We start from the raw sequence: 25872 nt of genomic DNA on the forward strand, positions 1-25872 counted from the left end.
GACCCCCGGCGAGGGGCCGGCGGCGGCCCGTGGACGTGAGCCGACGACCGCAGAGAAGGAGTCCCCGTGTCCAAGCCCCCGCTCCCACCGGCAGCGATCGAGATGCTGAAGAAGGCCAATCCGGCCGTCATCACGACGCTGCGCGCCGACGGCCAGCCGGTGTCCACGGCCACCTGGTACCTGTGGGAGGACGGCCGGGTGCTGGTCAACATGGACAGCGGCCGCAAGCGTCTGGACCACCTCCGCAACGACCCCCGGGTCTCCCTCACGGTCCTGGACGAGGGGGACTGGTACACCCACGTCACCGTGATCGGACGCGTCGCGGAGCTGCGTGAGGACACCGCTCTCGCGGACATCGACCGGCTGTCCCAGCAGTACGTGGGCCGCGCCTACCCGCAGCGGGACCGCGAGCGCGTCAGCGCGCTGATCGAGATCGAGCAGTGGCACGGTTGGGGCACGCTGAAGGACAGCAGCCAGCCGGGCTGACCGGACACGGCGGCGTCAGCACCTGTACGGGCGCAGCCGCTCACGGTGACGGCCGCTCATGGCGCGGCCGCTCTCCTTGACCGGCCGTCCTCCTCCACGGGCCGCCATCCGCCGATCCGCAGGGCCCGACACGGTTGTCGAGGCCGGTGACCGCGGGGGAGGTACGGAGTCACAGCACCCGCTGCCCCTTGCCGAGGGCGACGATCCCGTTCGCCGAGGCGTGGTAGAACTCGCGGTCGCGGTCCGGGTTGACACCGACGGTGGCGCCCGGGGGCACGACCACGTTCTTGTCGAGGATCGCGCGGCGCACCACCGCGCCCCGCCCGACCCGGACGTTGTCGTGCAGCACCGACCCCTGCACCACCGCCCCCTCCTCGACCACCACCCCCGGCGACAGCACGGACTGCGTGACCTGTCCGGAGATGACGCACCCCGGGCTGACCATGGACTCGCCCGCGATGCCGCCGGCCACGAACTTCGCCGGGGGCAGGCGCAGCGAGTGCGTGTACAGCGGCCACTGGTCGTTGTAGAGGTTGAAGACCGGGTGGACGGAGATCAGGTCCTGGTGCGCGTCGTAGTACGCGTCCAGAGTGCCCACGTCCCGCCAGTAGCCGTGGTCGCGGACGGTCTCCCCGGGCACATGGTTGTCGTCGAAGTCGTAGACCTGCACCTGGCCCTTGGCCGTCAGCAGCGGGATGATGCTGCCGCCCATGTCGTGCACCGACGTGTCGTCCTCGGCGTCCTGGGCGAGCGCGTCCAGGAGCACCTTGGTGGTGAACACGTAGTTGCCCATCGAGGCGTACACCCGGTCCGGGTCCCCGGGCAGGCCCGGAGGATCGGCGGGCTTCTCCAGGAACCGCTCCACCCTCACGCCGCCCGGCCCCGGGGTGATGACCCCGAACGAGGACGCCTGCTCGCGGCGGACGCGGATGCCGGCCACCGTGGCGCCGGCGCCGGCCTCGATGTGTTGGCGCAGCATCTGCCGGGGGGTCCATGCGGTAGACGTGGTCGGCCCCGAAGACGACGATGTAGTCGGGCTGTTCGTCGTGCACCAGGTTCAGCGACTGGTAGATCGCGTCAGCGCTCCCCAGGAACCACCGCGGGCCCAGCCGCTGCTGTGCCGGGACGGGGGTGACGTAGTTCCCCAGCAGGTTCGACATCCGCCAGGTCGTGGTGATGTGCCGGTCCAGCGAGTGCGACTTGTACTGCGTCAGCACGCAGATGCGCATGATGTCGCCGTTGACGAGATTGGACAGGACGAAGTCCACCAGTCGGTAGGCGCCGCCGAACGGCACCGCCGGTTTGGCGCGGTCGGCGGTCAGCGGCATCAGCCGCTTGCCCTCCCCGCCCGCGAGTACGATTCCGAGCACCGAAGGTCCGCCGCGCATCACTGCCCCCTCTGCCGCCTACCGCCCCTGCGATCCGCAGATCTCCTCGTACACGCCCACCGTGCGGCGGGCCACCGCGTCCCACCCGAACTCCGCCACCGCCCGCGCGCGTCCCGCCGCCCCCATCCGCGCCGCCGCCGCGGGATCGCCGGCCAGCGCGCCGACCGCCGTGGCAAGCCCCGCCTCGAACGCCTCCGGGTCCTTCTCCTCGTACGGCACCAGGAGCCCCGTCACGCCGTCCTCCACCACCTCCGGGATCCCGCCCACCGCGGAGGCGACCACGGCGGTGCCGCACGCCATCGCCTCCAGATTGACGATGCCCAGCGGCTCGTACACCGAGGGACACACGAACACCGCGGCGTGCGTGAGCAGTCGCACCACCTCCGGCCGGGGCAGCATCCGCGGGATCCAGACCACCCCGCCGCGCACCGATCGCAGTTCCGCCACCAGCTCGCGGAACTCCCGGTCGATCTCAGGGGTGTCGGGCGCCCCGGCGCACAGCACGATCTGCAGCTCCGGATCGATCCGCCGGGCGGCCCGCAGCAGGTGCGGCACCCCTTTCTGGCGGGTGATCCGCCCGACGAACAGGGCGTACGGGCGGCCCGGATCGACGCCGTGCGCGGTCAGCGCGGCGGGGGACGCGTCCGGCCGGTACAGGCGGGTGTCGATGCCGTTGTGGACGACGTGCACCCGAGCCGGGTCGAGCGCGGGGTAGCTGCGCAGGATGTCCGCGCGCATGCCGTGCGACACGGCGATCACGCCGTCCGCGGCCTCGACCGCCGTCCGCTCCGCCCAGCCGGAGAGCGCGTACCCGCCGCCCAGCTGCTCGGCCTTCCAGGGGCGCAGCGGCTCCAGTGAGTGGGCGGTCAGCACGTGCGGTACGCCGTACAGCAGCTTGGCCAGGTGGCCTGCGAGGGCGGCGTACCAGGTGTGCGAGTGCACCAGATCCCGCCCGGACAGCGCGGCGGCCATCGACAGGTCGACGGACAGGCTGCGCAGCGCCTCGTTCGCTTCCCCGAGCTCCGCGGCGGCGGCATGGCGGATGACGCCGGGCTCGTCCGAGCCGCCCGCCGGGCCCTTCCCGTCGGCCCCGGCCCACGTGTGGACCTCGAGGTCGGCCAGCGATCGCAACTCACGGGCCAGGAACTCCACATGGACGCCCGCCCCGCCGTACACGTGCGGCGGGTACTCCCGCGTGAGCAGTGCCACCTTCACGGGCGCCTCCCCGGAGTCCCGTTGCCGTGTCGGGACATCCATGCCCAGCGGAACGGCGTTCGATCCGCGTTCCCCGGAACCTCAGGGGTGCGGACGCCGTCCGGGACGACGGCACCCGCCACCGGTGGCCACCTCCGGGGTGACGCGGAACGGCTCGGCGCCAGGGAGCGGACGCCCGCGTTCCCCCATACGCACCGCGCCCGCTGGGCGCCGCAGGCCGCGCCTCAGTCCTCCTCTCCGCTGAGCGTGCCCGCGGTGGTGAGGGGGGCGACACCGGGCCCCGGGGAGGCCGGGGAGGCCGGGGAGGCATGGGCGGGGGACGGGGGTGCGGGCCGGGCGTCCGCGGGAGACGTGGCGGTGGCGCGGGCGAGGGAGACTGACGGGGGTGCGACGGGCGGGGCGAGGGAGCGGGCGAGGTCGCGGTCGAGGCGGCGGAGCTGGGACTGCATGTGGGCGGTGAGCCGGCTGCGGTAGGCGTGCTCGAAGGTGCGGAGGTCGTCGACCTTGCGCTGGAGCGCGGTGCGGGCGGAGGCCAGGGCGACCATTGCCTGACGGTGCTTCTCGCGGGCCTCCTGCTCGAGTGCCTGGGCGCGGTCGCGCGCGTCGCGGCGCAGGGCGTCGGCCTGGCCGAGGGCCTCACCGACGATCTTGTGGGCCTCGGCGCGGGCCTCGGAGACGGCCTGTTCTGCGGTGCGCTCGGCCAGGGCCATCAGACGGGCCGAGCTGTCCACGGCGATCCCGGACCGCTTCGGGCCGGCCTCCTCCGCTTGCCTGGCCGACTCCTCCGCTCGCGCGGGCGACCCGTCGGCGGATGCGGCCGCCTCGGCGGCGGGGCGGGGGGCGGGCTTCCGCTCCGGCGCGGGCTCGCGCCGGGGCCCGGAGTCGGCCCCGGGCTCGTACCGGAACGCGGCGTCGGCTGCCGCGGGTTCCGGCCCCGACGCCGCCCCGTGCCGGGGCTGCTCGGCCGGTTCGGGGTGTTCCGGCCGCTCCGGCTGCCGGGCCGCAGCGGCCTCGGCGGCGGAGAGTTCGGTGCGCAGATCCTGGTTGATCTTCAGCAGCCGGGTCAGCTCGGCCCGCACCTCGTCCAGGAAGTCGTCGACCTCGCGCTCGTCGTAGGCCTCGCGGAGGCGGACGGTGGTGAACTGCTTCGTGCGCACGTTCTCGGGGGTAATCGGCGTCTGTGCCATCTGCTCACCTCGAGGTGTTCGTCGACAAGTCCTGACCGCATCCGTCAACTCCAGCTTGGGCGGCGGGCCGGGTCGGGGCAGCCCGGGCACATCGCGCGTGCGCGGCGCGGGCGGTGCGGCCGGCGCCGATCGTGGGACCCGGGCGAGCGGCGTGCGGGCGCAACTACGCGAGGCGCAGTGGCAACTGTGATCATCAGCGCTGTCACGGCGTCCGCTGACAGCGTGGATTTCCCTTCGTGCCCGGCGAAAGGGCCGGACGGGTGAATACGGCCCCAGGGTCCTCGATCAGGGCGGCGCGGGCGGGGCCCGGGAGGGCCGCTGCCCGGGGGCGACGGCGACCAAGCACGACGGGCGCCCCGTCGCCGCCGGGGGAGGCAAGCCCGCCGCCGAAGTGGCCCCGGCATCACCGTACGCGTGCGCGCCGCGGCGGACGGCACCGCTGGGCTGCCCGACGGCGGCCGCTCGAGCGGTACGCCTCCGCCGTGACGGTTCCGCGACGCATCCCTCTCCTCGTGGCAGCCGCTCCCGGGCAGTGCCGGCGGCACCGTTCCCGGCGTTAGGCTCGCGGCGACGACGTAGCCGCTTGCCGCGGGCGCCGGGTCGCGCCGGGCGCCCTTGCGGTGCGACCCACCAGGGAAGGGATCCCATGACGCAGCCCGTGATCATCGGAAGCGAGCGCAGTGAGGTCGGCCTGCCTGCCGGAATGGACGTGCTGCGGCGCGGGGGGACGGCGTTGGACGCCGTGGAGGCGGCGATGCGCCGCTGCGAGGACAACCTCACCGACCACTACGTCGGCACCGGAGGGCTGCCCAACGCGCAGGGCGTCGTCGAGCTGGACGCGTCGGTCATGACGGGCTCGGACCGCAGGTTCGGCGCGGTCGGCGCGCTGCGCGGTTTCCCGAACCCGATCTCGGTGGCGCGCGCCGTGATGGAGCGGCTGCCGCAGCACTGCCTGCTGGTGGGGGAGGGGGCTGAGCTGTTCGCGCGGGAGAACGGCTTCGAGCGCGCCGAGCTGCTGACCGACGAGTCCCGGGCGATGTGGCGCGAGCAGCTGCTGACCGCCGCGGACGCGGTCGAGGGGGAGAACACCCCGGCCGTCGACGGCGACCACCGCTACCGGCAGGCGGCGTTGGAGCTCGTGCGGCGGATGGCTCCGCACGAAGGGCCGTGGGGCACGATCAACATCATCGCGCTGGACGCGCACGGCGAGATGTGCGTGGGCGTCTCCACGTCCGGCTACCCCTTCAAGTACCCGGGACGGGTGGGCGACTCCGCCGTCCCCGGGGCAGGCAACTGGTGCGATCTGCGCGGTGGCGGGGCGGCCTGCACCGGCCGCGGCGAGCTGAGCCTGCGCGGCGGGACGGCGCGTACGGTGGTCGACCTGCTGGCGCTGGGCAAGGAGCCCGCGGAGGCGTGCCGGATCGGCCTGGAGGAGGCGGCGGGCCTGCCCGACGAGTTCCGGTCCGAGCTGCGGGCGCTGGCGCTGACACCGGACGGGCGGCACGGCGGTGCCGCCGGCCAGGAGGGCAGCGTCTACGCCGTGATGACCGACGCCTCCACCGAACCCGAGCTGCGCCCCCGCATGCTGGTGTGAGGCCCGGGGCGGCTACGGCTGGGGCGCGATCAGCTCCCCGCTGGTCGCGTCCCGGAGGGTGATGGCCTCCACCGGGCAGGACTCGGCGGCGTCGACCAGGAGTTCGTCCGGTTCGGCCGTCGGGTGCCTGGGGCAGGACTTGCCGTCGCGGAGTTCGAAATGCGCGGGGGCGATGCCGGCGCAGGAGCCGGTGCCGATGCAGGTGTCGCGGTCCACCGCGATCTGCCAGGTCATAGTGCGTGTCCTTCGTGTCGTCGTCGGATGTCATCTGATGTGCGGATGCCGGCGGGCGCCGTTGTCGGTCGCCCGGGGCGGGCGGATACGCCGTAGGCCGTCAGCTCCGGTCCCAGGTGACCGGCAGCCGTTCGGGGCTGCGCAGGGCGACGCCGGACCTCCACACGACGCTCTCCGCGGGACCCGCGAGGCGCAGCCCCGGCAGCCGGTCGAGCAGGGTGCGCAGAGCCACCTGGATTTCCATGCGCGCCAGTTGGGCGCCCAGGCAGTGGTGCGGTCCGTGCCCGAACCCTACGTGGGAGGCCTCCTGCCGCCGCAGGTCGAGCCGGTCGGGGTCGGTGTAGACCGTGTCGTCCCGGTTGGCCGACACGGGGCAGACCACGACCGCCTCCCCGGCCCGTACGGTGCCGCCGCTGAGCTCGACGTCGTCCAGCGCGTAGCGGGGCATGCCCGCCCCGGTGCCCAGCGGGACGTAGCGCATCAGTTCCTCGACGGCGCCGGGGAGGAGACCGGGGTCGGCGCGCAGCGCCGCGAGCTGATCGGGGTGGGTGAGCAGGGTGTAGACGAAGTTGGGGATCTGCGAGGCGGTCGTCTCATGGCCCGCGACGAGCAACGCGATCGCCAGGACCCGCAGTTCCCGTTCCGACAGCCGGTCGCCGTTGTCGCGGGCGTCGACCAGCGCGCCGAGGAGGTCCTCGTGCGGAGTGCTGCGGCGTTCGGCGATGAGGCCGGCCATGTAGGCCGTCAGCGCGTCCGTGCAGTCCTGGATCTCCTGCGGGGTGTACTTGGTGGTGGACAGCAGCGCGTCGGACCAGAAGCGGAAGTCGGCACGGTCGGCCAGGGGGACGCCGAGCAGTTCGCAGATGACGGTGACGGGAAGCGGCAGGGCGAAGTCCGCCACGAGGTCGGCGGGAGCGCCGCGGGCGATCATGCCGTCGGCGAGCTCGGCCGCGATCTGCTCGGTGCGGGGCCGCAGGCGCTCGATATGACGGGCCGTGAAGGCCTTGGCCACGATCCGCCGCAGCCGGGTGTGGTCCGGCGGGTCGAGGTCCAGGATGCTGCCTTCCAGACCCCGGTGCGGTCGCAGCCGTGGCTCGTCGCGGTGGACGGCCTCGGCCCGGCTGAAGCGGGGGTCGCCCAGCACGGTCCTGACGTCCTCGTACCGGGTGACCAACCAGGCGGCCTCACCGTAGGGGAAACGGACCCGGCACAGCGGTTCCTCCTTGCGCAGCCGGGCGAAGGCCGGGTCGACGGTCAGCCGGTCGGACTCGGTGAAGGGGTAGTTCCTGGGCTCGGTCGTGGCCATGGCACGTGCCTCCTGTGAGCGCGGGGATCGGTTGTGCCGCTCACGACGGCCCTGGGAGGCGGCGTGGCGCGGCGGGCGGGGCGACGAGGGCGGGGCGCAGCAGGTGGCACAGGTCGTCGGCGAGGAGTTCCAGCGGGTCGTCGGTGTCGACCGGCAGGCCGCCGGCGATCCAGGCGGTGAGGAACGAACCGGTCTGCAGCACCGCCATCAGGGCCCGCTGCCGCGCCTGCCCGGGCGTGACGCCCCGCCATCGGCGGGGGTCGGCGGTCAGCAGCGCCACGTAGCGTTCGTGCGCCGCGAGGTAGCGGTCGCGGGCGCTGCCGTCGGACCCGGCCGCCGAGGGGGTGGCAGCCAGCAGCACACCGATGGTCGGCGCCAGCGCACGCCACTGCGCCGCGGCGTGCTCCAGCCACTGGCGGACGGTGCCGGGGGTCCACTCGGGAGCGGTGGCGAACTCCGCGTACAGGGCGTCGCTGATCCGGTACACCCGGTCCGTCAGGGCGGCGATGACCTCCGCCTTGCCGCGGAAGTGCGCGTACACCGTGGCCCGTGTGACGCCGCCCGCACGGGCGATCTCCTCCATGGTGGCGGCGACGAACGACGTCGTGGCGAACACCTCGACCGCCCCGTCCAGGATCCGGTTACGGGTCAGGTCCCGCTGCTCGGTGCGCAGACTCACCCGCGGGGCGCCCACCGCGGTCGCGGAACCGGCCGGGACCGGCCGGGGACGACGTTCCATGAGAAAAGCTTACAAAAAGGAGTGTCTCTGTACATTCTGTGTACGTCGTGGGAGGCCAGGGTGGTCAGCCCTGGTTGCGGGGGTGGCCGCGGGCGGCGCGTTCGTCGCCGCGCCGGTGGTCGCCGGTCCGGCGGGCCATGAATCGCTGGGCGTCGCCATGCTCCACCCGCCAAGGACCGCGCGGCGCGCTGCCCGCGCGGGAAGGCGGCGGTGCGTGCGCCATGGGTGACGCCACGGCGCCGTCGCCGCGCCGCCGGTAGGGGAAGCCGTGGGGTCGGGGCACGGCAGCGAGCTACGGGCGCGCCGCTCCCGCACGACAGCGGTTCACGGCGCGCCGCCCGCAGCGACGTGCCGCGCGTGCACGGCCAGGGCGGCGATGTCGTCCTCGAGGCGCCCGTCGCTGTGGCGCACCAGGTCCCGGTGCAGCCGGTCCAGCAGTTGGCGGGGTGCCGCCGGGCTCTGGCCGCTCATCCACTCCGGCAGCGGGAAGAACGTCCCGGCGCGGTCACGGGTCTCGGTGACGCCGTCGGTGTAGAGCAGCAGCTGGTCGCCGGCGGTGAAGCGGTGCGTGTCGACGGCGTAGGCGTCCCCGACGAGGTCGGAGAAGGCCAAGGGCGCGGAGACCGCGCTGGGCTCCAGGACCTGGACGCGTCCGGCGTGCACGAGAATCGGCGGGGGGTGACCGCAGTTCAGCAGCCGCAGGCGGCTGCCGCCGCGCGGAATCTCGGCGATCACGGCGGTCGCGAACCGCTCCGGCAGATCCTGGCTGGGGTAGCTGGAGTAGTAGCGCGCGATGCCCGCCTCCAGACGGCGGGTCAGCTCTCCGAGGTCGGGTTCCTCGTACGCCGCTTCCCTGAAGGAGCCGATCACCGCGGCGGCCGCACCCACGGCCGACAGCCCCTTGCCGCGTACATCGCCGATGAGCAGCCGCACCCCGTAGGGGGTGTCGGCCACCTCGTAGAAGTCGCCGCCGATGCGGGCCTGCTCCTGCGCCGCCAGGTACAGCGACTCGATCTCCACGTTCTGGATGCGCCGCGGCACCGGCCGCAGCAGTACGGTCTGCGCCGCGTCGGCGACCAGCCGGGTGCGGAAGAGTGCTTCCTCGCGCTGGATCCGTACGTGGCTGGTGTACGCAGCCGCCAGCGTGACCGCGGCGATGGCGGCCCCGGTGTACGGGCTTCCCAGGTCGGTGTAGACGAAGGTCAGGCCCACCATGAGTAGCAGGCACACAATGCCCAGCAGCACGGTCGGGAGGACCCGCCACATGGCGGCGGCCAGGGCCGGCGCGACGGGCAGCAGGCGGCTGATCGCGGCCTCGCGCGGGGTGGAGTAGGCCAGGGCGGCGATGAGCACGGTCAGGACCACCGGGGAGACCCGGACGGCCACCCAGCGGCCGGTGCGGGCGCGTCGGCGCCGCAGCCGTCCGGACGTGATCACAAACCGCATCATACCGTGCCATAAGGGGCAAGGGGCTGCTCGTCGCTCCGTCCCCCCCCATCGGCCGAGCGAGCCGGCCGGCCGACCGCGCCGGGTCCAGGCCCGCCACGGGGCGCCGTGGCCTCTCCGTCCGGCGCGGACTCGGCCCGGCGGCGCGACGTCAGGCGCCCGCACCCCTGCGATGCCGCTGAGAGGCAGGCGGCGATTCGGTCGTACAGGGCATCGGACGCTATCCTGCACGTGGCTGGGCCGCGTGGCGCGGCCGGTCGTCCGGCCGGGCGCGGACGCGGCGCTGATCGTGCCGGAGAGGCCGCAGCTGAGGGATGTGCCGTGGAAGCGGGGCCCGGGCGGTCATGCGTCGACCACTGGTGTTCGACGGCCGACACATGCTGGACCCGGCCACCACGGCGACTCAGGGTTTCACCTCCCCGAGCGCGGGACGGCGCACCGTCTCCGGGCGACGACACCGGGCCAACGACGAACGGCGGTGCCAGGACCCGGCGGGAGCCCTGGCACCGCCGTCGCGGCTTCACCGGCGCCGGCAGGAGGCGGCGGCGTGGGGGCGGACGCGGCGTCACACCCTCGGCGCCGCCGCGTCCGCCCACGCGCCGTCAGCCCCTGCTGCGGCGTTCCGGCACGATCTGGATCGTGTCGCCGACGGCGCGCTCACCGGTGGCGTCGGAGGTGACGTTGGCGAGGACGCCGTCGACCACCATCGCCGACGAGCCGCCGCCGTCGAGGTTGAGGGCCTGCACCGCGCCCAGCGACCGCATGAACCGGGCCGCCTCACCCAGCGTGAAGCCCTCGCTCACCCCGGGCTGCCGCCCGTCCACCGTCACCAGCAGGAGCCGGCCGTGCCCGTCGATGCCGGCCATCGTCCGCGGCTGGCGCACGTTGGACCAGGCGAAACCGAACGACAGGTCCTTCGGGTCCAAGGTGCCCTCGGTGGCCGCGTCGATGTGCACACGGCCGTCCTCCACGAGGGTGGGCGCCGCGCTCACGATGCTGTCGCCGCGGCCGAGGTGGACCTCGCGCCCTTCGGCGTCCCGGATGTCCTCCCGCACGGCCAGCCGCCTGCCGGTCCGGGCGTGCTCGGTCAGCCAGGCCGCCGCAGCGCCGGTGCCCTGCAGCACCGTGCCGTGCTCGGGGACCGAGCCGCCGCGGGCGCCGGTGGACAGGACGGTCCCGTGCGAGTCGAGCACCACCTGCACGCCGCTGCCCGCGGGCAGCGGCGCACGGAAGGCGGGGGTGAACTCGACCAGGTCGTCCGCCAGGGTGCAGGTCGTGTCGTGGCGGGGCTGCTCGGTCGGAACGCCGCCGGGCCGCCCGCAGTTGCGGACCTTGCCCGGCAGGCGGTTGATGCCCTGGACCGCGTACGTGGCGGAGCCGGCCCGCACGGTGACCGTGGTGGACAGGTCCGCGATCCGCGGACGGCGCCCGCCGTCGCCGAGGATGAGCGCCGCACGCGAACCGGCCGCCATCGACTCCAGCCGGCCGTCCACCGCGGACAGGCCCGCCATGGTGCCCTGGATGCCGTCGGCGTCCGAGGTGATGAAGAACCCGCCGTTGACGCCGACCAGCGACCCCAGTCGGCCCGCGACCACCGAGGTCTTCTCCCGGTCGGCGACGTCGCCGCCGTCGCTGACCTCGACCGTCCCGCGCAGCCGCGCCGGATCCACCACCGCCACGTGGACGCGCTCGCCGTCGGCGGCCTGCCGTCCGTCGTAGCCGGTCCACTCCGTCGCCGTACGGAATCCGGCGGCCACGACCGCCGCGTTCGCCGGGCCGGCCTCGGCCTGCGTGGCGAAGCGGCCGACCCGGACCTGCCAGCCCATCACGCCGCGGGGGGTGTCGGCGTAGGTGTCCCACTCCACCGCTTCCAGGCGCGGCTCGAGCCCGGCCTGCCGCAGCCGCTCGGCGGTCGCGTCGGCCCAGGCGCGGTCACCGAGCGGGGCCCAGGTGGCGGCGCCCGTGAGCCGGTTGACGGCGGGGGCCTGCACGGTCACCGTCCACACCCCGGCGGCCGACGGGTCCCGCAGCACGCCGCTGCGCACCTCCAGGCCGGGGGCCACCTGCTGCGTCGTCCACGCGATCCCCTGCGTGCCCGGGGCGGGCGACTGCGCACCCGCGAGGGACGGCGGGACGACGGCGACCAGCGCCAGGGCGGCGGCGAACACCGCTCCCCTGCGCGCGGCCTGCCCCATCCGGCGCGCCCTGTCCCGCGGTTCGGCGGCTGTGACCGACATAGACTCTCCTGATCTTCTGAGCCACCGGGCGGTATCTCGCCCCGCCCGGTCCTTGCCCCGCCATCCCAGGCCCGCGCGTGGACGGCGAGCCCACGAGGTCGCGGCGTCCAGGGAAACCCTGGATGACAACCGGACACATGTACCGAGGTGTGGCCGACCGGGACGCGACCGCGGGGTCTTGGGCCCTCGCCGCGTCGCCGGGTCCACCCCGGCCGCGGCGGCCCGGAGCGGCACAGGTAAGAACGTGTCGTGACCTCCGCAGCCTCCGCCGACCGGCGGCCCTGATGCCCTCACTCGACCCGGCGCAATGGGCCGTCGCCCTGTTCGCCCTCTTCCTCGTCGGCTACTCCAAGACCGGGGTGTCCGGGGCCGGGACGGTGGGGGTCGCGCTCTTCGCCATGGTCCTGCCGGCCAAGCTGTCCACCGGCGTGCTGCTGCCGCTGCTCCTCGTCGGGGACGCCGTGGCGGTGGCCGCGTACCGGCGGCACGCCGACTGGGGCCAGCTGGTACGGCTCTTCCCCTGGGTCGTGGTCGGTGTGCTGCTGGGCGTGGTGGTCGTCGACCGGGTCGACGACACGCGGATGCGCCAACTCATCGGTGTGCTGCTGCTGTCGATGCTCGCCGTGCACTGGTGGAGCCGGCGCCGCGGCCCGGACGACCCGGTCGCGCAGCACCGGGCCGTCGCCGCGGGAGCGGGCGTCCTGGCGGGCTTCGCCACGATGACGGCGAACGCGGCGGGCCCGATCATGGCGCTGTACCTCCTGGCCGTGGGACTGCCCGTGCTGGGCTTCCTCGGCACCGGCGCCTGGTTCTTCCTGCTGCTCAACGCCTTCAAGGTGCCGTTCAGCGCTGGGCTGGGGCTGATCACACCCGAGACCCTGGCGTTCGGCGCGATGGCCTCCCCGGCGGTCCTCGCGGGGGCCGCCGCGGGCCGCGCCACCATCAGCCGCATCAGCCCGAAGGTCTTCGAACGCGTCACGGTCGCTCTGACCCTCCTCGCGGCGATACGGCTTGTCACCCTCTGATCGGCGGGCGGCCGGCGAAGCGGCCACCGGCTACGCCGCCGCCAGGGCCCGGTCGGCCCGTTCGGCGGCGGAACGGCCATGGGGCAGGCGGCGCACCGCCGCGGACGCCATCGTGGCCAGCGCCGCCGCGGCGTACACGACTCCGGCGGCGGTGGTCACCGGGTAGCCCCCGGAACGGTCCGCGAGCGGCCCCACGCCGAGCTGGCCGATGGGAACGGCGACGTAGGACAGCAGGGCGTCGAAGGACGAGACGCGTGACAGGGCGTCGGGCGGTACGTGCTCCTGGACCACGTCGTTGCTCAGGAGGCCGGAGATGAGCAGTCCAGCCTCCTGCTCCCCACCGATGGCCCAGCACTCGTTGAACTCCTGGGCCTGGTCAACGCGGCGCACCCGGACCCGCTGAAGGAGATCGTGAGCTGCGCTGTGCAGCAGGCCGAGCAAGGGCGGTGGGGCGGCGGTGTGCCGGCGTCGGGGGACCCCGAGGACTGGGTTGCGCTCATTCACTGGGACGCGGACGTCGCAGACCGGGAAGGCACGCGAATGCAGTGGTCCATCCAGCGCGCGGACCTGGAGGCCGGTCGCTTCGACCGCACCTACGTGACCGGCTACTACAACCCCTGACCCGGCCCCTCGTCGTGCCGTACCGAGACGTCATCGGTGTCGCCATCGTGTCCACACTGCTCGCCGTCATCGGCACCCTCCTGCCTGTCGGAGCCGCGCTACGCGCGAGGACGCTGTAGTCCGTGGGGGCACGCGCGTAGCGCCACCGTGCCCAAAGGCGCACCCGGCCCGGTCCCGTCTCCTCGGGACCGGGCCGTCTGCCGTCCGGCGTACTACCGCAGACTCACCCCAATGGCCCGCACACCCCGTTCCTCCGCAGTCATCGGCGCCGACTCCTGAAGGAGACACCTACTGCCTCCGCGACCACCTTGGTGGACACCGGGAACCCGTCATCGCCGACCGCGTCGCACGCCGGGATCAGCCGGGCCCACAGGGCGAGATCCTGGGCGCCCCTGCGCCGCCGCACCCACCGCTCCGACTCGGCCCGCTGCCCGGCGGTCAGTTCCAACGGCGCAAGCTTCGGTCCCGCGCGTCATGGGGGAACTCCAGGCGAAGTCAGGACTCAGGACGCTGAAGGGGCTGTTCGGGCCAGCCGAGCAGCCGGGCGCCCATCGCCGCGGTCTCCAGGGTGTAGCGATGCAGCGGGTCGCCGGGGTCATAGCCGGTCAGCACCTTGATCCGCTCGAGGCGGTAGGTGAACGTCCGGACCCCGAGGCCGAGCCGGCGTGCGGCCTGCGCGTTCACATGCCCGGCCTCGGCGTGCGCGGTGATGGTCTCCAGCAGCGGACCGGCGCCGCCCCGCGCCTGCTCCAGCGGCCCTAGCACGGTGCGCACGAGGTCGGCCATAGCGGCCCGGTCCCGCATCAGCACGGGGAAGACCAGCAGTTCCTCGGCCCGCAGCACGGACGGGTGCAGGCGCAGCCGGTCGGCGACGTCCAGCGCCCCGAGGGCCTCCTCGTAACTGCGCACGATGCCACCGGTGCCGGTGTGGGTACGGCCGACCGCCACCCGGCGGGCCGCGTGGTACCCGGGGCCGGGGTCCAGCGCCGTGTCGGCGAACGTTTCGAAGATGTGGCGTTCGGCGCCGGGGGCGATGCACACCAGCCGGCCGTCCTTGCCGACCACCAGGACGTCGCGGTGGCCGAAGCGGCCCGCCAGCTCCCGTTCGATGCGCCGCACCACGGGATGGCCGTCCTCGTAGGCGTCCACGCCGCGCGCCACCGCCACCGCGTGCCCGCGGCCCAGCCGCAGACCGAAGCGCTCGGCGCGCTCCGCGAGCCGTCCCGGGTCGCTGCGGCCGTGCAGCAGGTCGTCGACGAACTCTGCGCGGGCCGCCTCCTCCTGGCGGACCAGGAGCCGCTGGGCGCGTTCATGGCCCGCCCCGAGCGCCGCCACCGCCGCGTCGAGGGCGGTCAGCACCGCGTCCCCGGCACACCGCACCTCCTTGGCCGTGCCGGCAGCCCCGACGCCCCGCAGCGTGCCCCACGCGTCGCGGGTCGCCGTCAGGTAGGCGCCGACGAGGTCCCGCAGTGTGTAGCCCCCTCCGCCCGCGCGTTCGCCGGACTCGCGCAGCGCGTCCAACTCGTCCCTGCGCGGCCGCCGGCCCGTCGCCGATACCTCGTCCAGCATGCGTGCGAACGCCTCGAGTTCCTCGTCCGGTACGCCCCCCATGGCCCCGTCTCCCCTCCCGGAACACGTCGTTGCCGTCTCCCGGCAACCAGGACCGTATCAACCCCGTGGATCCCGGTCACCGTCTGCGACGGGATGGCGCTCGTCGGTGCGGTGTGCGGGAACCCAGGAGCGGGGATCCGGCCGGGCGAACCGTCACCCAAACACGACGGCCGACGTCGAGCTGATCCGCATGCGGGTTCACCTCCGTGCGACGGGGATGCCACTGACCGATATCGCGCGGTTCACAGGTGCGCCCGCCTCGTGCCGGTCGTCCGCGCGGGCCCGGTTCGAGAACGGCGTCCTGGTCGAGCGGGAGGAGAGCGAAGCGGCCTGAATCGCGGGTGGCGCTCCTGTCGCCACCCGCGAGATCATCCGCCCATGTCGCATGACGATGCACAACGGAACGAAGCGGTTCCGGCCAACGCCCCCAGCGGCGAGACCCGCGGTTTTCTACCTGGCCAGTGGCCGGGTGGGCTGATCATCCTCCTGAACGGAACGTCGAGTTCCGGCAAGTCGAGCATCGCCCGAGAGCTTCTCCGGGTCCTGGACGCATCGTTCTTTCACATGCCGGTGGACGCCTTCCATGCGATGCGGTCCGATCGGGACATCCCCGACGAACATCTGCAGGCCGAGATCGACCGAACCGCCATGGGCTTCCACCGTGCCGTCGCCGGGATGGCCGCGGCCGGCAACAACGTCGTGGTGGACCACGTGTTGAGCCGGCGTTGGCGCCTCCTCGACTGCCTCGACCTGTTCCCTGCCGAGAACGTCGTCCTTGTGGGCGTTCACTGCCCGTTGCCGGAGCTGGAGCGTCGGGAACGGGTCCGCGGCGACCGGACGCCAGGTCTTGCCGCGCTGCAGTTCGAGCAGGTCCATGCGCACGGCGTCTACGACATCGAATGCGACTCGAGCAGGAACACCCCCGGAGAGATCGCCCAGCAGATCAAGATCGCTTTGGCCCAAAGGCCGACTCCGACAGCATTCACGCGGCTGAAGGTCGCCCTGCGCACCGGCGATCCGAACTGAGCTCCACCGGCAAGTCTTGACGATTCGCCCCGGCCCGCTACCGCTCAACTCTGACGCGCGCAGCCTCGATCGCTCAGGGATCCAGGCGTTGGTTGCTCACACTCTCCAGCCGGGCCGGCGGCGCGGCTCGGTGTCGTCGGGGCGGCCGAGGACGTGTGCATAGTGAGCCGCAAGCGCCGCGACGCTCGGATCGGCTTGGTGCGAAGTCGCGGCGCCATCAGGGCGGGGACCGGGCCTCTTCGCGGCGGTGCTCGCACCGGGCCCGGGCGCGGCGCACGCCTGATCGGTGTCCGGGCGGCGCGCCGTGAGGAGGGCGGGACGCGTTGCGCCGGGGGCGCGGGCGGTGGCTCAGCCGGCCGCTCGGGCGGAGGGGCCGGGCCCGGTGCGGGCCTGCCGGGGGGTGAGCGGCCCATGGCCGCCGGCGCAGACGACGACCGCCTCCACGGGCTCGTCGCAGTCGCGGTGCCGGACCTCGAGGGGTGGGCCCTCCGGATCGGCGGTGTAGCGGTCGCCCCACTGCTTGAGCGCGATCACCGCGGGCCACAGGTCCCAGCCCTTGGACGTGAGCCGGTACTCGTGGCGGGTGCGGCTGCCCGGCTCGCGGTACGGGACGGTGTCCAGGATGCCCGCGGCCACCAGCTTGCGCAGCCGGTCCGCCAGCACCGCCTCGGACAGCCCCATGTGCCGGCGGAAGTCGTCAAAGCGGCGTACGCCGTTCATGGCGTCACGCAGCACCAGCAGCGACCACTTCTCGCCGACGAGGTCGAGGGTGCGCCGTACCGTGCAGTTCTCGGTACTGGTCTCCAGCCAGGTCATATCGGTCATCGTAGGCTGGCTTCGCCATTGACATCCAGATGTGCGGATAGCTAGCTTCGGATGGCGAAGCCAGTCGCTCAGGAGGACGCCCGATGTCGAGGTCACGCACCTACGAATGGGGAGACCCCAATGTCTCCGCGGCCGCGGTCGGCCGCACCAGTGGTCTGGAGTTCCTCCGCGACGTGGCCGCCGGGCGCCTTCCCGCACCGCCCATCGCCTCGACCCTCGGGTTCACCCTGGAGGAGGTCGGGGAGGGCCGCGCGGTCTTCGCCATGGAACCGGGGGAGGAGCACTACAACCCCATCGGCAGCGTCCACGGCGGCGTCTACGCCACGCTCCTCGACTCGGCCGCCGGCTGCGCCGTGCAGTCCGTCCTCCCCGAGGGCATGGGCTACACCTCGCTCGACCTGAGCCTGAAATTCCTGCGTCCGATCACCGTCGACACCGGGAAGGTCCGTGCCGTCGGCACCGTCCTCAACCACGGCCGCCGCACCGCCCTGGCCCAGGCCGAGCTGTTCGATGCGGCGGACCGCCTGCTCGCACACGCCACGAGCAGCTGCATGATCTTTCCCGTCCCCGCACGCTGAGCGATCCGGCCGGGCGCGGTCAGGGTCCGCCAGGAAGCCGCGGGGGGACGTGTGCCGGCACATCCCGGCACCACCTGGCAGCGCCGGCGCCGTGACCCGGCAGCGCGGGCGCGTACAGTTCTGGCACCGTGCGGTGGCCGCACGTGCGTCGCGGCGCCGTAACGCCGAGCGCGGGCGGCAGGGGAACCGAGAGGCCGGCAGCCGGGTGGTGGAGGCAGCAGTGGAGTGCCCTGACATGTCGCGCGGCGAGCGTCTGACCGCCCACAGCGAGGTCGCGACCTCCCTGGCGCTGCACAGTGACGCCTCCCTGCGCGAACTCGTGGACGCGGCCGTGCCGGTCGGGTCCGGCATCGGGGGGAAGACGGCCCTTCTGGAAGTCGCCGGGACCCCGGTCTTCGTGAAGCGGGTGCCCCTCACCGACGTGGAGCGGCAGCCCGAGCACCTCCGGTCGACGGCGAACCTCTTCGAGCTGCCCGACTTCTGCCACTTCGGCGTCGGCTTGATCGGCCAGCCGGGCTTCGGCGCCTGGAGGGAACTCGCCGCGCACACCATGACGACGAATTGGGTGCTCGCGGCGGAGAACGACGGTTTCCCCCTGATGCACCACTGGCGGGTGCTGCCGGACTCCACGCCCCTTCCGGAGGAACTGGCCGACGTCGAAAGGGCCGTGGCCTACTGGGACGGCGGGCCGCAGATACGCCGCAGGATCGAGGCCCTCCGGCAGTCCTCGGCGAGCATCGCGCTGTTCCTGGAGTACATCCCGCAGAACCTGCACCAGTGGCTGAACACCCGGCTCGAGGCAGGTGACGAGGCGGCCGACCGGGCCTGCGCCATGGTGGAGAGGGAGTTGGCGGCCGGCACGTCGTTCATGAACAGCCGCGGTCTCCTCCACTTCGACGCGCACTTCGAGAACATCCTGACCGACGGCCACCGCCTCTACTTCTCGGACTTCGGACTCGCGTTCTCCTCCCGGTTCGACCTCTCGCCCGACGAGGTCCGGTTCTTCGACCGGCATCAGACCTACGACCGCGCCTTCACCGTCACCTACCTGGTGAACTGGCTGGTCACCGCGCTGTACGGATTCCGGAGGGAGGACCGGGACGGCCGCGCCGCGCTGGTGCGCGCCTACGCGGCCGGCGAGCGCCCCACCGGAATCCCCGCTCAGGCCGCGGCGATCCTCGCCCGGCACGCGCCGATCGCCGCGGCGGTGTCCGACTTCAACCGCGCGTTCCAGCTCCGGAGCCGGCGGACTCCGTACCCGCTGGACGAGGTGCGCCGGCTCGCGGGGTCGTTCGGCTCGGCCCTCCGCTGACCTGGGCCTCGTGGGGCAGCGGGGACGGGGAGCCCGGTCGTGCGGCCCGCTACGCCGGGCCGGTTCCCGGCTGCAACGGGCTGAGACGGGGCACCGACGCCTTGCCGGTGTTGGACACCCTGCCGCCGGTCCACGGCACCCTCAGGGACGAGGTCTCGTCGGGCGGGGTGACCAGTACCGCTGCGGGGATCACCGTGGTCACGCCCGTGACGGCCGGGTCGGCGAAGGACATCGCCGCCCAGGCGCCGGCTCCCGGCGCCAGCGTGACCCGCCGCGCCGGCTGCCCCGTGGCGCGCTCCGGGTCCACGGTCACCTGCTCCCCGGCGGCGTTGACGAAGGCCAGGCCCGGGAAGCCGTAAACGGTGCAGGCGCGGCCGGAACGGTTGGTGAGGACGACCGGGAAGTTCTCCTGGCCCGCGCCTGGGTCGTTGTGCCCGATCGACGCCTTGAGGTCCGAGGTGTGGCACCGCTCGGCGGTCGCCCGCCGCGGGGAGGCGGTGCCGGACGGCGGGTGCGCCGAGGTCGCCGGGCCGGTGCTCCCCTCGGTGGGTGTGCCGGAGACCGGCGGCTGACCGCCCTGCGGGTCTCCGCCCGCGGAATCGCCGCCCGCCGGGGCGCCGCCCGCCGGATCGCCGCCCGCCGGGGCGGCCGTGCCGGGGAGCGTACGCGGGGCGCTCGCGGTGGTGCCGCCACCGCCGACGCCGCAGCCGCTGAGAGCCGCCGCCAGGACGAGACCGCCTGTAAGCAGCGCGACGCCCCGGCCGGTGAGCCCACCGGTACGCCGTCCGCCACGGGTCGGCGGCGTGCTCCCGTCGGGGCTTTCGGCGGGCAGCACGTGGCGGACCCCGGCCTTGTCGCGGCGGACGGCCCGGGACTCAGGCGCCTGGTGTTCGGTCATGTGCACGTTCTCTTTTCTCCTCGGCCGGCCGCGCGGGTCTGGTGCCGGCCCGTATTCCTTATCGCCGGTGAGATGCACGGCGGGCGGCGGAAGTTCTCGGCGACGGCTTGCCGCGGTCACGCGGTGATCCGCAGACCGCCGAGGACGTCATCGGTCAGATCGGGGCCGCCGGCCTGGCGGATCTGCACGTAGACCTGCGGCTGCGAGGCGCCTGCCCGGGTGAGGCTGATCTCGTCGACGGAGCCGCCCCGCGGGCCGCACGCGGTCCAGTGGCGGACCCGCCCCCGCCAGCCCGGAGACGTGGCGGCCCCGTAGGCGCGGCTGCCCCGGTAGCGGCAGCCGCCGTGCCGGACGGCGTCCACCCGGGCCGTCAGATCCCCGTGCTCGCTGAGGCCCACGAACACCCCGTCGACACCGGAACCCAGGTCCTGCCAGCTCCCCGTGTCGGCGGCGACCAGGAGGGCCGGCTCGTGGGCATCGGGAAGCCCTAGAGCCCGAGGGCTCCATCCGCCGCGGACGAGTTCCCGGCCCCAGCCCGCGGGGACCCGCACCCGGATCCGCTCGGTGGCGTCGCTCACCACCGTGGGCGCCACCGTCTGCTCAACCGCCCGCTCAGCCGTCGGTGCCGCGGCCGAAGGCGCACCCGACCGTGAGGCGGCAAGCCCCGTGCCGGCCGCCACGAGCGCCGCGGCGCACAGGGCGGCCACCATGGTGCGCGCGGGCCTTCCGCGCCGCGCTCCCTCCACATGGTCCACCGACCGGGCGGCCAGCGCGTCCAGTTCGTCGGCGAACCGCGACGCGCTCGGCCAGCGTTTGCGCCGGTCCGGCTGCAGGGCGCGCAGCACCGCCCGCTCCACGGCGGCCGGAAGGCCCGGACGCAGGCGGCCGGGCCGGACGACCTTGCCGGGAGGGCCGGGCACCGAACCGGTGACCAGGTGGTAGAGCAGGGCCCCCAGGCCGTACACATCGGCGCGCACGTCGATGCCCCCGTCCGGGCGGCCCTGTTCCGGCGCCATGTAGCCCGCCGACCCGGCGGCCATCGTCAGACCGGAGGCCTGGGCGAGCGCCTTGGCCAGGCCCAGATCGGCCACGAGCACCCGCCCCTGACCCTCCCGCACCCCACTGATCAGCACATTGGACGGCTTGATGTCACGGTGCACGACACCCGCCTCGTGCAGCGCCGCGACGCCGCGGGCGGCCTCCGCGGTCAGCCGCAGCGCCTCGCCCAGGGACGGCCGTCCCAGGGCGAGGAGATCGTCCAAAGTGCCGCCGTCGGCGTACTCCATCACGAAGTACGGGCGCTCGTCCGGAAGTTCCCCTACGTCGAAGACCTGCACGAGACGGCTGGACGCGGCTTTGCGCAGCAGCCGGGCCTCGGAGAGGAACCGTTCGCGCAGATCCATGCGGTACGCCCAGTTCTCGGCCATCACCTTGACGGCGACGGGCGCGTCCAGGGAGTCGTCATGGGCGAGCCACACCATCGCGAACGCCCCGGCACCGACAGGTCGCACCAGCCGGTAGCGGCCGATCTGCTGAGGTGGGGGCATGTGCCTATCATGCACCGACCCGTAGAAGGACCGAGGAGGACCCCCTGTGACGCCCGCCCAGGAGACGGAGGAGCTCGCCGCGCGGGCGGCGGCCGGCGACGCCGGGGCCCTGGAACTGCTCCTCGCCCGGATCCGGCCCGAGGTGCTCCGCCGCTGCGGGCGCTTCCTGCCCCACCGCGAGGACGCGGAAGACGCCGCGCAGGACGCGTTGTTCCAGGTCTCCCGCAGCATCGGCTCCTTCGAGGGGCGCAGCCTCTTCCACACCTGGCTCCACACGGTCGTCGCCAACTGCGCGCGCCAGAAGTACCGCGAGCTCAAACGGCGACGCTCCGAGCAGCCCCTGTCCGCGGCCGAGGCCGACACCCCCGACCCGCGCAGGACCAGTGTGGTCGCGGGGACCCGGCTCGATCTGCTGGAAGCCCTCGAACGGCTGGAGGACACCAGCCCCGAACTGGTCGCGCCGCTGGTGTACCGGGACATCTGCCAGATGGAGTACCGGGAGATCGAGCAACGCCTCGGCATCCCGCTGGGGACGGTGAAGTCGCGGTTGCACAAGGCCCGCAAGCAGGTCAGGCAGTGGCTGGTGGACGCGTCCTGAGGCTCGCGAGGACCGTGCTTCGCCGAAATATCCCGCCCCTGGACGGAACTTGTGCCGGACTTCGCGCAACTCACCCAGCGAGGGGCGGTGCGTGCGCCGCCCGAGATGCCGACAGGAGTTGCGAATTGTCCATGTTCCCGAGCCGTCCGCCGCACCGGCGCAGACGGTCGTCCCTTGCCGCCGGGCTGCTGAGCGCCGCCGTCCTGGCAGCGCTCGGTGTCGCCCCGGCGCCGGCCCTGGCCGCGGGGGGCGAGCACACCACCGCGCCGACCTCGGCCGCACACCCGGCGCAGGGCGGGGTCGAGCCGTTCTGCGGTGCTCCCAAGCCGCACGAGTTCACATGCTTCGGCCTGCGGCGCACCGACGTCCCCGCGCGCAAGGCCACGGCCGCGCAGGACCCGGAGGGCTTCGGGCCCGCCGACCTGCGTGACGCCTACGGCCTGACCGCCGACGGCGGGGCGGGGGCCACGATCGCCGTCGTCGACGCCTTCGACAACCCGAACGCCGAAGCCGACCTCGCCGTCTACCGCGCGCAGTACGGGCTTCCCGCCTGCACCACCGCCAACGGCTGCTTCACCAAGGTCGACCAGCGCGGCGGCACCGACTATCCGGACTTCGACGCCGGATGGGCCGGGGAGATATCCCTCGACCTGGACATGGTCTCCGCCGTCGCCCCCAAGGCCCGCATCGTGCTCGTCGAGGCGGACGCCGCCGACGCCGAGAACCTGGGTGCGGCCGTCGACCAGGCCGTCGCCCTCGGCGCGAAGTACGTCTCCAACTCCTACGGCTCCAACTACGCGTACTTCGGCGAGGACCCCGGCGAGTCCGCGGCCGACGTCCACTACGACCACCCGGGCGTCGCCGTCGTCGCCTCCTCCGGGGACTACCGCTACGGCGTCTCCTACCCGGCCGCCTCCCCCTATGTGACCGCGGTCGGCGGCACCAGCCTCACCCGGGACGCCGCGAGCGACCGCGGCTGGACCGAATCGGTGTGGGACCACGACGGCGGCGGCGCCGGCTCCGGCTGCTCGCTGTACGAGCCCAAGCCCGCCTTCCAGAAGGACGCCGGCTGCTCCGGGCGCACTGTCGCGGACGTCTCCGCGGTGGCCGACCCGGACACCGGGGTCGCCGTCTACGACAGCGTCAGCGGGGGCTGGGTCGTGGCCGGCGGGACCAGCGCCTCCGCGCCCATCATCGCGGGTGTCTACGCCGACGCGGGCGAGCCCGTCGCCGGCTCCTACCCCAACACCTACCCGTACGCCTCCGGCGCCTCCGGGCTGAACGACGTCACCGAGGGCGCCAACGGCAGCTGCGCCCCGGCATACCTGTGCACCGCGGGCCCCGGTTACGACGGCCCCACCGGCCTGGGCACCCCGAACGGCACCGGCGCCTTCGGGATGGGGGCCCACGGCACGGTGAGCGGCACGGTCACCGACCTGCGCAGCGGCGCCCCCGTGCCCGCCGCCGAGGTGACCTCCGGCATCTACCGCGTCATCACCGACGCCCGAGGCCGCTACAGCCTGCCGCTGCCCGCCGGGCGGCACGACCTGCGGGTCGAGGCGTACGGCTACGCGCTCGGCGAGGCCGCGGGCGTCGACGTCGCCGACGGCGCCGCCGTGTCCCGGGACGTCGCCCTGCGCGCCGTGCCCACCCACCGGGTGTCCGGCACCGTCGCCGACGGCTCCGGGCACGGCTGGCCGCTCCACGCGAGGATCACCGTGGACGGGGTTCCGGGCGCTCCCGTCTGGTCCGACGTCTACACCGGCGCCTTCCGCCTCGACCTGCCCGAGAAGTACACCTACACCCTCCGGGTCGTCAGCGACGACTCCCACTACCAGGCCCTGGTGCGGAAGGTGACGGTGGGCGCGGCCGACCAGGAGCTGCGCCTGGAGCTGCCCGCGGACACCTGGGCGGACGGCGACCCCGCGTACCGCCTGAGCGTGCGCACCGTCGACAGCCAGTCCTTCGACTCCACCGCCGGGGCGCCCGAGGGCTGGAGCGTCGTGGACGCACCCGGCACCGCCCGCGGCTGGGCGTTCGACGATCCGGGCGGCCGGGGCAACACCACGGGCGGCTCCGGGGCCTTCGCCGTCGCCGACAACGACCACGCCGGCTGGGACACGGCCCTGGACACCCAGCTCATCAGTCCCGCCTACGACTTCAGCGGCGAAGGCGACCCGGCGCTGGCCTTCGCCACGGACTACGAGGGTTCCTCGGAGCAGAGCGGCGACGTCGACGTCAGCGACGACGGCGGCAGGACCTGGACGACGGTGTGGCACCAGGACCAGCTGTGGAGCAGCGGCCGCGTCGAGGTGCCCTTGAGCGCCTACGCCGGCGAGCGCTCGGTGCGGCTGCGCTTCCACTTCACCGGGCCGGGCATGTTCTGGGCCGTCGACGACGTGACGGTCAGCCGGCGGATCCTCACCCCCGTACGCGGCGGAGTGGTCACCGGAACGGTCACCGACGCCAACACCGGAGCGGGACTGGTCGGCGCCGTGGTGCGCGGCGGCCCGCACGGCACCTCGGCGGCGACCACCGCACTCACCACCGCCTCCACCGACGACCCGCGCGCGGGTGACGGCCTGTACCGCCTCTTCGTCCCCGGCGACGGCGGCCAGACCGTCTCGGCGGCCAAGCCCTCCTACCGCACGGGCTCCCGCACCGTGACCGTCCGGCCGGACAAGGTGGTGGCGGCGTCCTTCGCGCTCGCGGCGGGACGGCTGTCGCTCGACACCACCCGGATCGACGCCACCGCCGCGGCCGGGGGCAAGGCGGTCCGCAAGGTGATCGTGCGCAACACCGGTACGGCGCCGGCCACGCTCCGCATCGGCGAGCGTTCCGGGACCGACCCGGGCGCCACGCCCCCCGCGACCGCCTGGCGCGGCCTGCCGGACCTCCCCGTCGCGGTGATGGACAACGCCGTGGAGACCTACCGCGGCAGGATCTACTCCGCCCTCGGCTCCGACGGCTCCACTCCCACCGCCGACCTCTACGTGTACGACCCGTCGGCGGGCGTCTGGACCCGTGGCGCCCCGGCGCCCGAGCCGCGGCAGGCCACCGCCCACGGGATGATCGACGGCCGCCTCTACGCCGTCGGCGGCTGGGGCCCGCAGGAGACGGTCAGCCGCACCCTCCAGGTCTACGACACGGCACGGAACACCTGGACGAAGGGGCCGGACGTCCCCCAGGGCCGCTACGGCGCGGCGGGCGCCGTCCTCGACGGCCGGCTGTACGTCGTCGGCGGCTGCGACAACACCGAGTGCGCGAGCACCGTGTACGCCTTCGACCCGGCCTCCGGCAGGTGGACCCGGGCCGCGGACTACCCGCAGACGATCGGCTGGGCCTCGTGCGGCGCCATCAGCGGCAGGCTGTACTGCGCGGGCGGCACGCAAGACTACGTGGAGACGGCGCAGGCGTACGCCTACGACCCGGCCTCCGACAGCTGGCAGCCTGCCGCCGACATGCCCGTCGGGCTGGCCACAGCGGCCTATGCCGCTGCCAACGGCCGGCTCCTGGTGTCCGGCGGCTTCAAGCGGGTCGGCGTCAACAGGGTCCTGACCTCGGAGGGCTACGCCTACGACCCGGGCAGCGACACCTGGACCGAGCTGCCCCACGCCCCGACCGCCGTCTACCGCGGCGGCGGCGCCCCGGGCATGTACCGGGTGGGCGGCAGCGAGCAGAGCCGCTTCCCCGTGCCGGTGGCCACCGCGCAGGAGCTGCCGGGCTGGGACGGGACCGAGACGGACGTGGGCTGGCTCTCGGAGAGCCGGGACGCTCTGACGCTGCGGCCCGGGCAGCGGGCGACGTTCACCGTCACCGCGGACGCCCGCGGGACGCACGCACCGCAGGACCGGACGGCGTCCCTGGTGATGCGCGGCGACACGCCGTACTGGCTCCCGCCGATCCCGGTGTCCCTGCACGTCACGAAGGGGCGGGGACCGCGCCGGTAGCCGGCCGTCCCACCACCGCGCCCCCAGGGGGGAAGCGGGTCACTCGGGG

Annotated in this window: 23 protein-coding genes and 1 pseudogene; 9 read left to right on the plus strand and 15 right to left on the minus strand. The window is 73.9% G+C overall.

The features are described from left to right. Positions 1–66 precede the first annotated feature (66 nt). Positions 67–486 (plus strand): PPOX class F420-dependent oxidoreductase, encoded by a 420-nt coding sequence (locus AC3ET4_RS13585; protein ID WP_431948988.1) that lies wholly within the window; start codon positions 67–69, stop codon positions 484–486. Between the two features lie 169 nt (positions 487–655). On the opposite strand, the pseudogene glgC reads toward AC3ET4_RS13585, so the two are convergent. The 3 genes and pseudogenes from glgC to AC3ET4_RS13600 all read right to left on the minus strand — a co-directional run bounded on the left by glgC (position 656) and on the right by AC3ET4_RS13600 (position 4276). Continuing rightward, positions 656–1874 (minus strand): annotated as a pseudogene (glgC, locus tag AC3ET4_RS13590) (glucose-1-phosphate adenylyltransferase). 18 nt (positions 1875–1892) lie between these two features. Continuing rightward, entirely contained in the window at positions 1893–3089 is a 1197-nt protein-coding gene (gene glgA, locus AC3ET4_RS13595) for a glycogen synthase (RefSeq protein ID WP_431948989.1), read from the minus strand. Positions 3090–3313: 224 nt separating this feature from the next. Then, positions 3314–4276 (minus strand): DivIVA domain-containing protein, encoded by a 963-nt coding sequence (locus tag AC3ET4_RS13600; RefSeq protein WP_431948990.1) that lies wholly within the window; start codon positions 4274–4276, stop codon positions 3314–3316. 646 nt (positions 4277–4922) lie between these two features. Between AC3ET4_RS13600 and AC3ET4_RS13605 the strand changes: the two genes are divergently transcribed. Continuing rightward, complete coding sequence (locus tag AC3ET4_RS13605; RefSeq protein WP_431948991.1) at positions 4923–5870, plus strand: glycosylasparaginase; 948 nt, start codon at positions 4923–4925, stop codon at positions 5868–5870. A 12-nt stretch (positions 5871–5882) separates the two neighbouring features. On the opposite strand, the gene AC3ET4_RS13610 is transcribed toward AC3ET4_RS13605, so the two are convergent. The 6 genes from AC3ET4_RS13610 to AC3ET4_RS13635 all read right to left on the minus strand — a co-directional run bounded on the left by AC3ET4_RS13610 (position 5883) and on the right by AC3ET4_RS13635 (position 11832). Then, entirely contained in the window at positions 5883–6104 is a 222-nt protein-coding gene (locus AC3ET4_RS13610; protein ID WP_431948992.1) for a ferredoxin, read from the minus strand. A gap of 100 nt (positions 6105–6204) precedes the next feature. Next, positions 6205–7410, minus strand: a complete 1206-nt coding sequence (locus AC3ET4_RS13615; protein WP_431948993.1) for a cytochrome P450 — start codon at positions 7408–7410, stop codon at positions 6205–6207. Between the two features lie 40 nt (positions 7411–7450). Then, entirely contained in the window at positions 7451–8149 is a 699-nt protein-coding gene (locus AC3ET4_RS13620; protein WP_431948994.1) for a TetR/AcrR family transcriptional regulator, read from the minus strand. Positions 8150–8213: 64 nt separating this feature from the next. Beyond that, complete coding sequence (locus tag AC3ET4_RS13625; protein ID WP_431948995.1) at positions 8214–8432, minus strand: hypothetical protein; 219 nt, start codon at positions 8430–8432, stop codon at positions 8214–8216. Between the two features lie 41 nt (positions 8433–8473). Further along, complete coding sequence (locus tag AC3ET4_RS13630) at positions 8474–9586, minus strand: PP2C family protein-serine/threonine phosphatase (RefSeq protein WP_431948996.1); 1113 nt, start codon at positions 9584–9586, stop codon at positions 8474–8476. 611 nt (positions 9587–10197) lie between these two features. Further along, positions 10198–11832 carry a phosphodiester glycosidase family protein gene (locus tag AC3ET4_RS13635; protein WP_431948997.1) on the minus strand — a complete coding sequence of 545 codons (1635 nt, stop codon included), beginning with the start codon at positions 11830–11832 and terminating at the stop codon, positions 10198–10200. Between the two features lie 284 nt (positions 11833–12116). Between AC3ET4_RS13635 and AC3ET4_RS13640 the strand changes: the two genes are divergently transcribed. Beyond that, positions 12117–12857, plus strand: a complete 741-nt coding sequence (locus AC3ET4_RS13640; protein ID WP_431948998.1) for a sulfite exporter TauE/SafE family protein — start codon at positions 12117–12119, stop codon at positions 12855–12857. Positions 12858–12887: 30 nt separating this feature from the next. Here AC3ET4_RS13640 and AC3ET4_RS13645 read toward each other — a convergent pair whose 3' ends face one another. Continuing rightward, positions 12888–13247 (minus strand): hypothetical protein, encoded by a 360-nt coding sequence (locus AC3ET4_RS13645; protein ID WP_431948999.1) that lies wholly within the window; start codon positions 13245–13247, stop codon positions 12888–12890. A 21-nt stretch (positions 13248–13268) separates the two neighbouring features. On the opposite strand from AC3ET4_RS13645, the gene AC3ET4_RS13650 reads away from it, so the two are divergent. Then, positions 13269–13478, plus strand: coding sequence for a hypothetical protein (locus AC3ET4_RS13650; RefSeq protein WP_431949000.1), 210 nt, complete (start codon positions 13269–13271; stop codon positions 13476–13478). 259 nt (positions 13479–13737) lie between these two features. Here AC3ET4_RS13650 and AC3ET4_RS13655 read toward each other — a convergent pair whose 3' ends face one another. Both AC3ET4_RS13655 and AC3ET4_RS13660 read right to left on the minus strand, forming a co-directional pair. Continuing rightward, positions 13738–13926, minus strand: coding sequence for a hypothetical protein (locus AC3ET4_RS13655; protein WP_431949001.1), 189 nt, complete (start codon positions 13924–13926; stop codon positions 13738–13740). 47 nt (positions 13927–13973) lie between these two features. Continuing rightward, the gene (locus tag AC3ET4_RS13660) at positions 13974–15089 is read right to left on the minus strand and encodes a PucR family transcriptional regulator (protein ID WP_431949002.1); all 1116 of its coding nucleotides are present in this window, start codon (positions 15087–15089) and stop codon (positions 13974–13976) included. 378 nt (positions 15090–15467) lie between these two features. Here AC3ET4_RS13660 and AC3ET4_RS13665 point away from each other — a divergent pair, with 378 nt between their 5' ends. Beyond that, on the plus strand, positions 15468–16115 hold the full coding sequence (locus AC3ET4_RS13665; protein WP_431949003.1) for a chloramphenicol phosphotransferase CPT family protein: 648 nt from the start codon (positions 15468–15470) through the stop codon (positions 16113–16115). A gap of 348 nt (positions 16116–16463) precedes the next feature. Here AC3ET4_RS13665 and AC3ET4_RS13670 read toward each other — a convergent pair whose 3' ends face one another. Continuing rightward, on the minus strand, positions 16464–16931 hold the full coding sequence (locus tag AC3ET4_RS13670; RefSeq protein ID WP_431949004.1) for a winged helix-turn-helix transcriptional regulator: 468 nt from the start codon (positions 16929–16931) through the stop codon (positions 16464–16466). A gap of 92 nt (positions 16932–17023) precedes the next feature. On the opposite strand from AC3ET4_RS13670, the gene AC3ET4_RS13675 reads away from it, so the two are divergent. Together AC3ET4_RS13675 and AC3ET4_RS13680 are read left to right on the plus strand one after the other, a co-directional pair. Continuing rightward, positions 17024–17518: a PaaI family thioesterase gene (locus tag AC3ET4_RS13675; protein ID WP_431949005.1), complete on the plus strand. Its 495-nt coding sequence runs from the start codon at positions 17024–17026 to the stop codon at positions 17516–17518. A gap of 235 nt (positions 17519–17753) precedes the next feature. Then, positions 17754–18830, plus strand: coding sequence for a protein kinase family protein (locus AC3ET4_RS13680; RefSeq protein ID WP_431949006.1), 1077 nt, complete (start codon positions 17754–17756; stop codon positions 18828–18830). Positions 18831–18879: 49 nt separating this feature from the next. Here AC3ET4_RS13680 and AC3ET4_RS13685 read toward each other — a convergent pair whose 3' ends face one another. Together AC3ET4_RS13685 and AC3ET4_RS13690 are read right to left on the minus strand one after the other, a co-directional pair. Beyond that, positions 18880–19728 carry a DUF4232 domain-containing protein gene (locus AC3ET4_RS13685; protein ID WP_431949007.1) on the minus strand — a complete coding sequence of 283 codons (849 nt, stop codon included), beginning with the start codon at positions 19726–19728 and terminating at the stop codon, positions 18880–18882. 116 nt (positions 19729–19844) lie between these two features. Further along, positions 19845–21275: a serine/threonine-protein kinase gene (locus tag AC3ET4_RS13690; RefSeq protein ID WP_431949008.1), complete on the minus strand. Its 1431-nt coding sequence runs from the start codon at positions 21273–21275 to the stop codon at positions 19845–19847. Between the two features lie 46 nt (positions 21276–21321). Here AC3ET4_RS13690 and AC3ET4_RS13695 point away from each other — a divergent pair, with 46 nt between their 5' ends. Both AC3ET4_RS13695 and AC3ET4_RS13700 read left to right on the plus strand, forming a co-directional pair. Continuing rightward, complete coding sequence (locus AC3ET4_RS13695; RefSeq protein WP_431949009.1) at positions 21322–21873, plus strand: RNA polymerase sigma factor; 552 nt, start codon at positions 21322–21324, stop codon at positions 21871–21873. Positions 21874–22004: 131 nt separating this feature from the next. Next, on the plus strand, positions 22005–25823 hold the full coding sequence (locus tag AC3ET4_RS13700) for a Kelch repeat-containing protein (RefSeq protein ID WP_431949010.1): 3819 nt from the start codon (positions 22005–22007) through the stop codon (positions 25821–25823). Positions 25824–25872: the final 49 nt, after the last annotated feature.

The sequence above is a fragment of the Actinacidiphila sp. bgisy167 genome, assembly GCF_057707665.1.

What these genes read in the sequence shown, in the direction of transcription:
- AC3ET4_RS13670 (WP_431949004.1), bottom strand. Translation starts at nt 16,931, where the DNA reads ATGACCTGGCTGGAGACCAGTACCGAGAACTGCACGGTACGGCGCACC.
- AC3ET4_RS13635 (WP_431948997.1), bottom strand. Translation starts at nt 11,832, where the DNA reads ATGTCGGTCACAGCCGCCGAACCGCGGGACAGGGCGCGCCGGATGGGG.
- AC3ET4_RS13675 (WP_431949005.1), top strand. Translation starts at nt 17,024, where the DNA reads ATGTCGAGGTCACGCACCTACGAATGGGGAGACCCCAATGTCTCCGCG.
- AC3ET4_RS13660 (WP_431949002.1), bottom strand. Translation starts at nt 15,089, where the DNA reads ATGGGGGGCGTACCGGACGAGGAACTCGAGGCGTTCGCACGCATGCTG.
- AC3ET4_RS13685 (WP_431949007.1), bottom strand. Translation starts at nt 19,728, where the DNA reads ATGACCGAACACCAGGCGCCTGAGTCCCGGGCCGTCCGCCGCGACAAG.
- AC3ET4_RS13600 (WP_431948990.1), bottom strand. Translation starts at nt 4,276, where the DNA reads ATGGCACAGACGCCGATTACCCCCGAGAACGTGCGCACGAAGCAGTTC.
- AC3ET4_RS13610 (WP_431948992.1), bottom strand. Translation starts at nt 6,104, where the DNA reads ATGACCTGGCAGATCGCGGTGGACCGCGACACCTGCATCGGCACCGGC.
- AC3ET4_RS13690 (WP_431949008.1), bottom strand. Translation starts at nt 21,275, where the DNA reads ATGCCCCCACCTCAGCAGATCGGCCGCTACCGGCTGGTGCGACCTGTC.
- AC3ET4_RS13615 (WP_431948993.1), bottom strand. Translation starts at nt 7,410, where the DNA reads ATGGCCACGACCGAGCCCAGGAACTACCCCTTCACCGAGTCCGACCGG.
- AC3ET4_RS13605 (WP_431948991.1), top strand. Translation starts at nt 4,923, where the DNA reads ATGACGCAGCCCGTGATCATCGGAAGCGAGCGCAGTGAGGTCGGCCTG.
- AC3ET4_RS13620 (WP_431948994.1), bottom strand. Translation starts at nt 8,149, where the DNA reads ATGGAACGTCGTCCCCGGCCGGTCCCGGCCGGTTCCGCGACCGCGGTG.
- AC3ET4_RS13665 (WP_431949003.1), top strand. Translation starts at nt 15,468, where the DNA reads ATGTCGCATGACGATGCACAACGGAACGAAGCGGTTCCGGCCAACGCC.
- AC3ET4_RS13700 (WP_431949010.1), top strand. Translation starts at nt 22,005, where the DNA reads ATGTTCCCGAGCCGTCCGCCGCACCGGCGCAGACGGTCGTCCCTTGCC.
- AC3ET4_RS13640 (WP_431948998.1), top strand. Translation starts at nt 12,117, where the DNA reads ATGCCCTCACTCGACCCGGCGCAATGGGCCGTCGCCCTGTTCGCCCTC.
- AC3ET4_RS13680 (WP_431949006.1), top strand. Translation starts at nt 17,754, where the DNA reads ATGTCGCGCGGCGAGCGTCTGACCGCCCACAGCGAGGTCGCGACCTCC.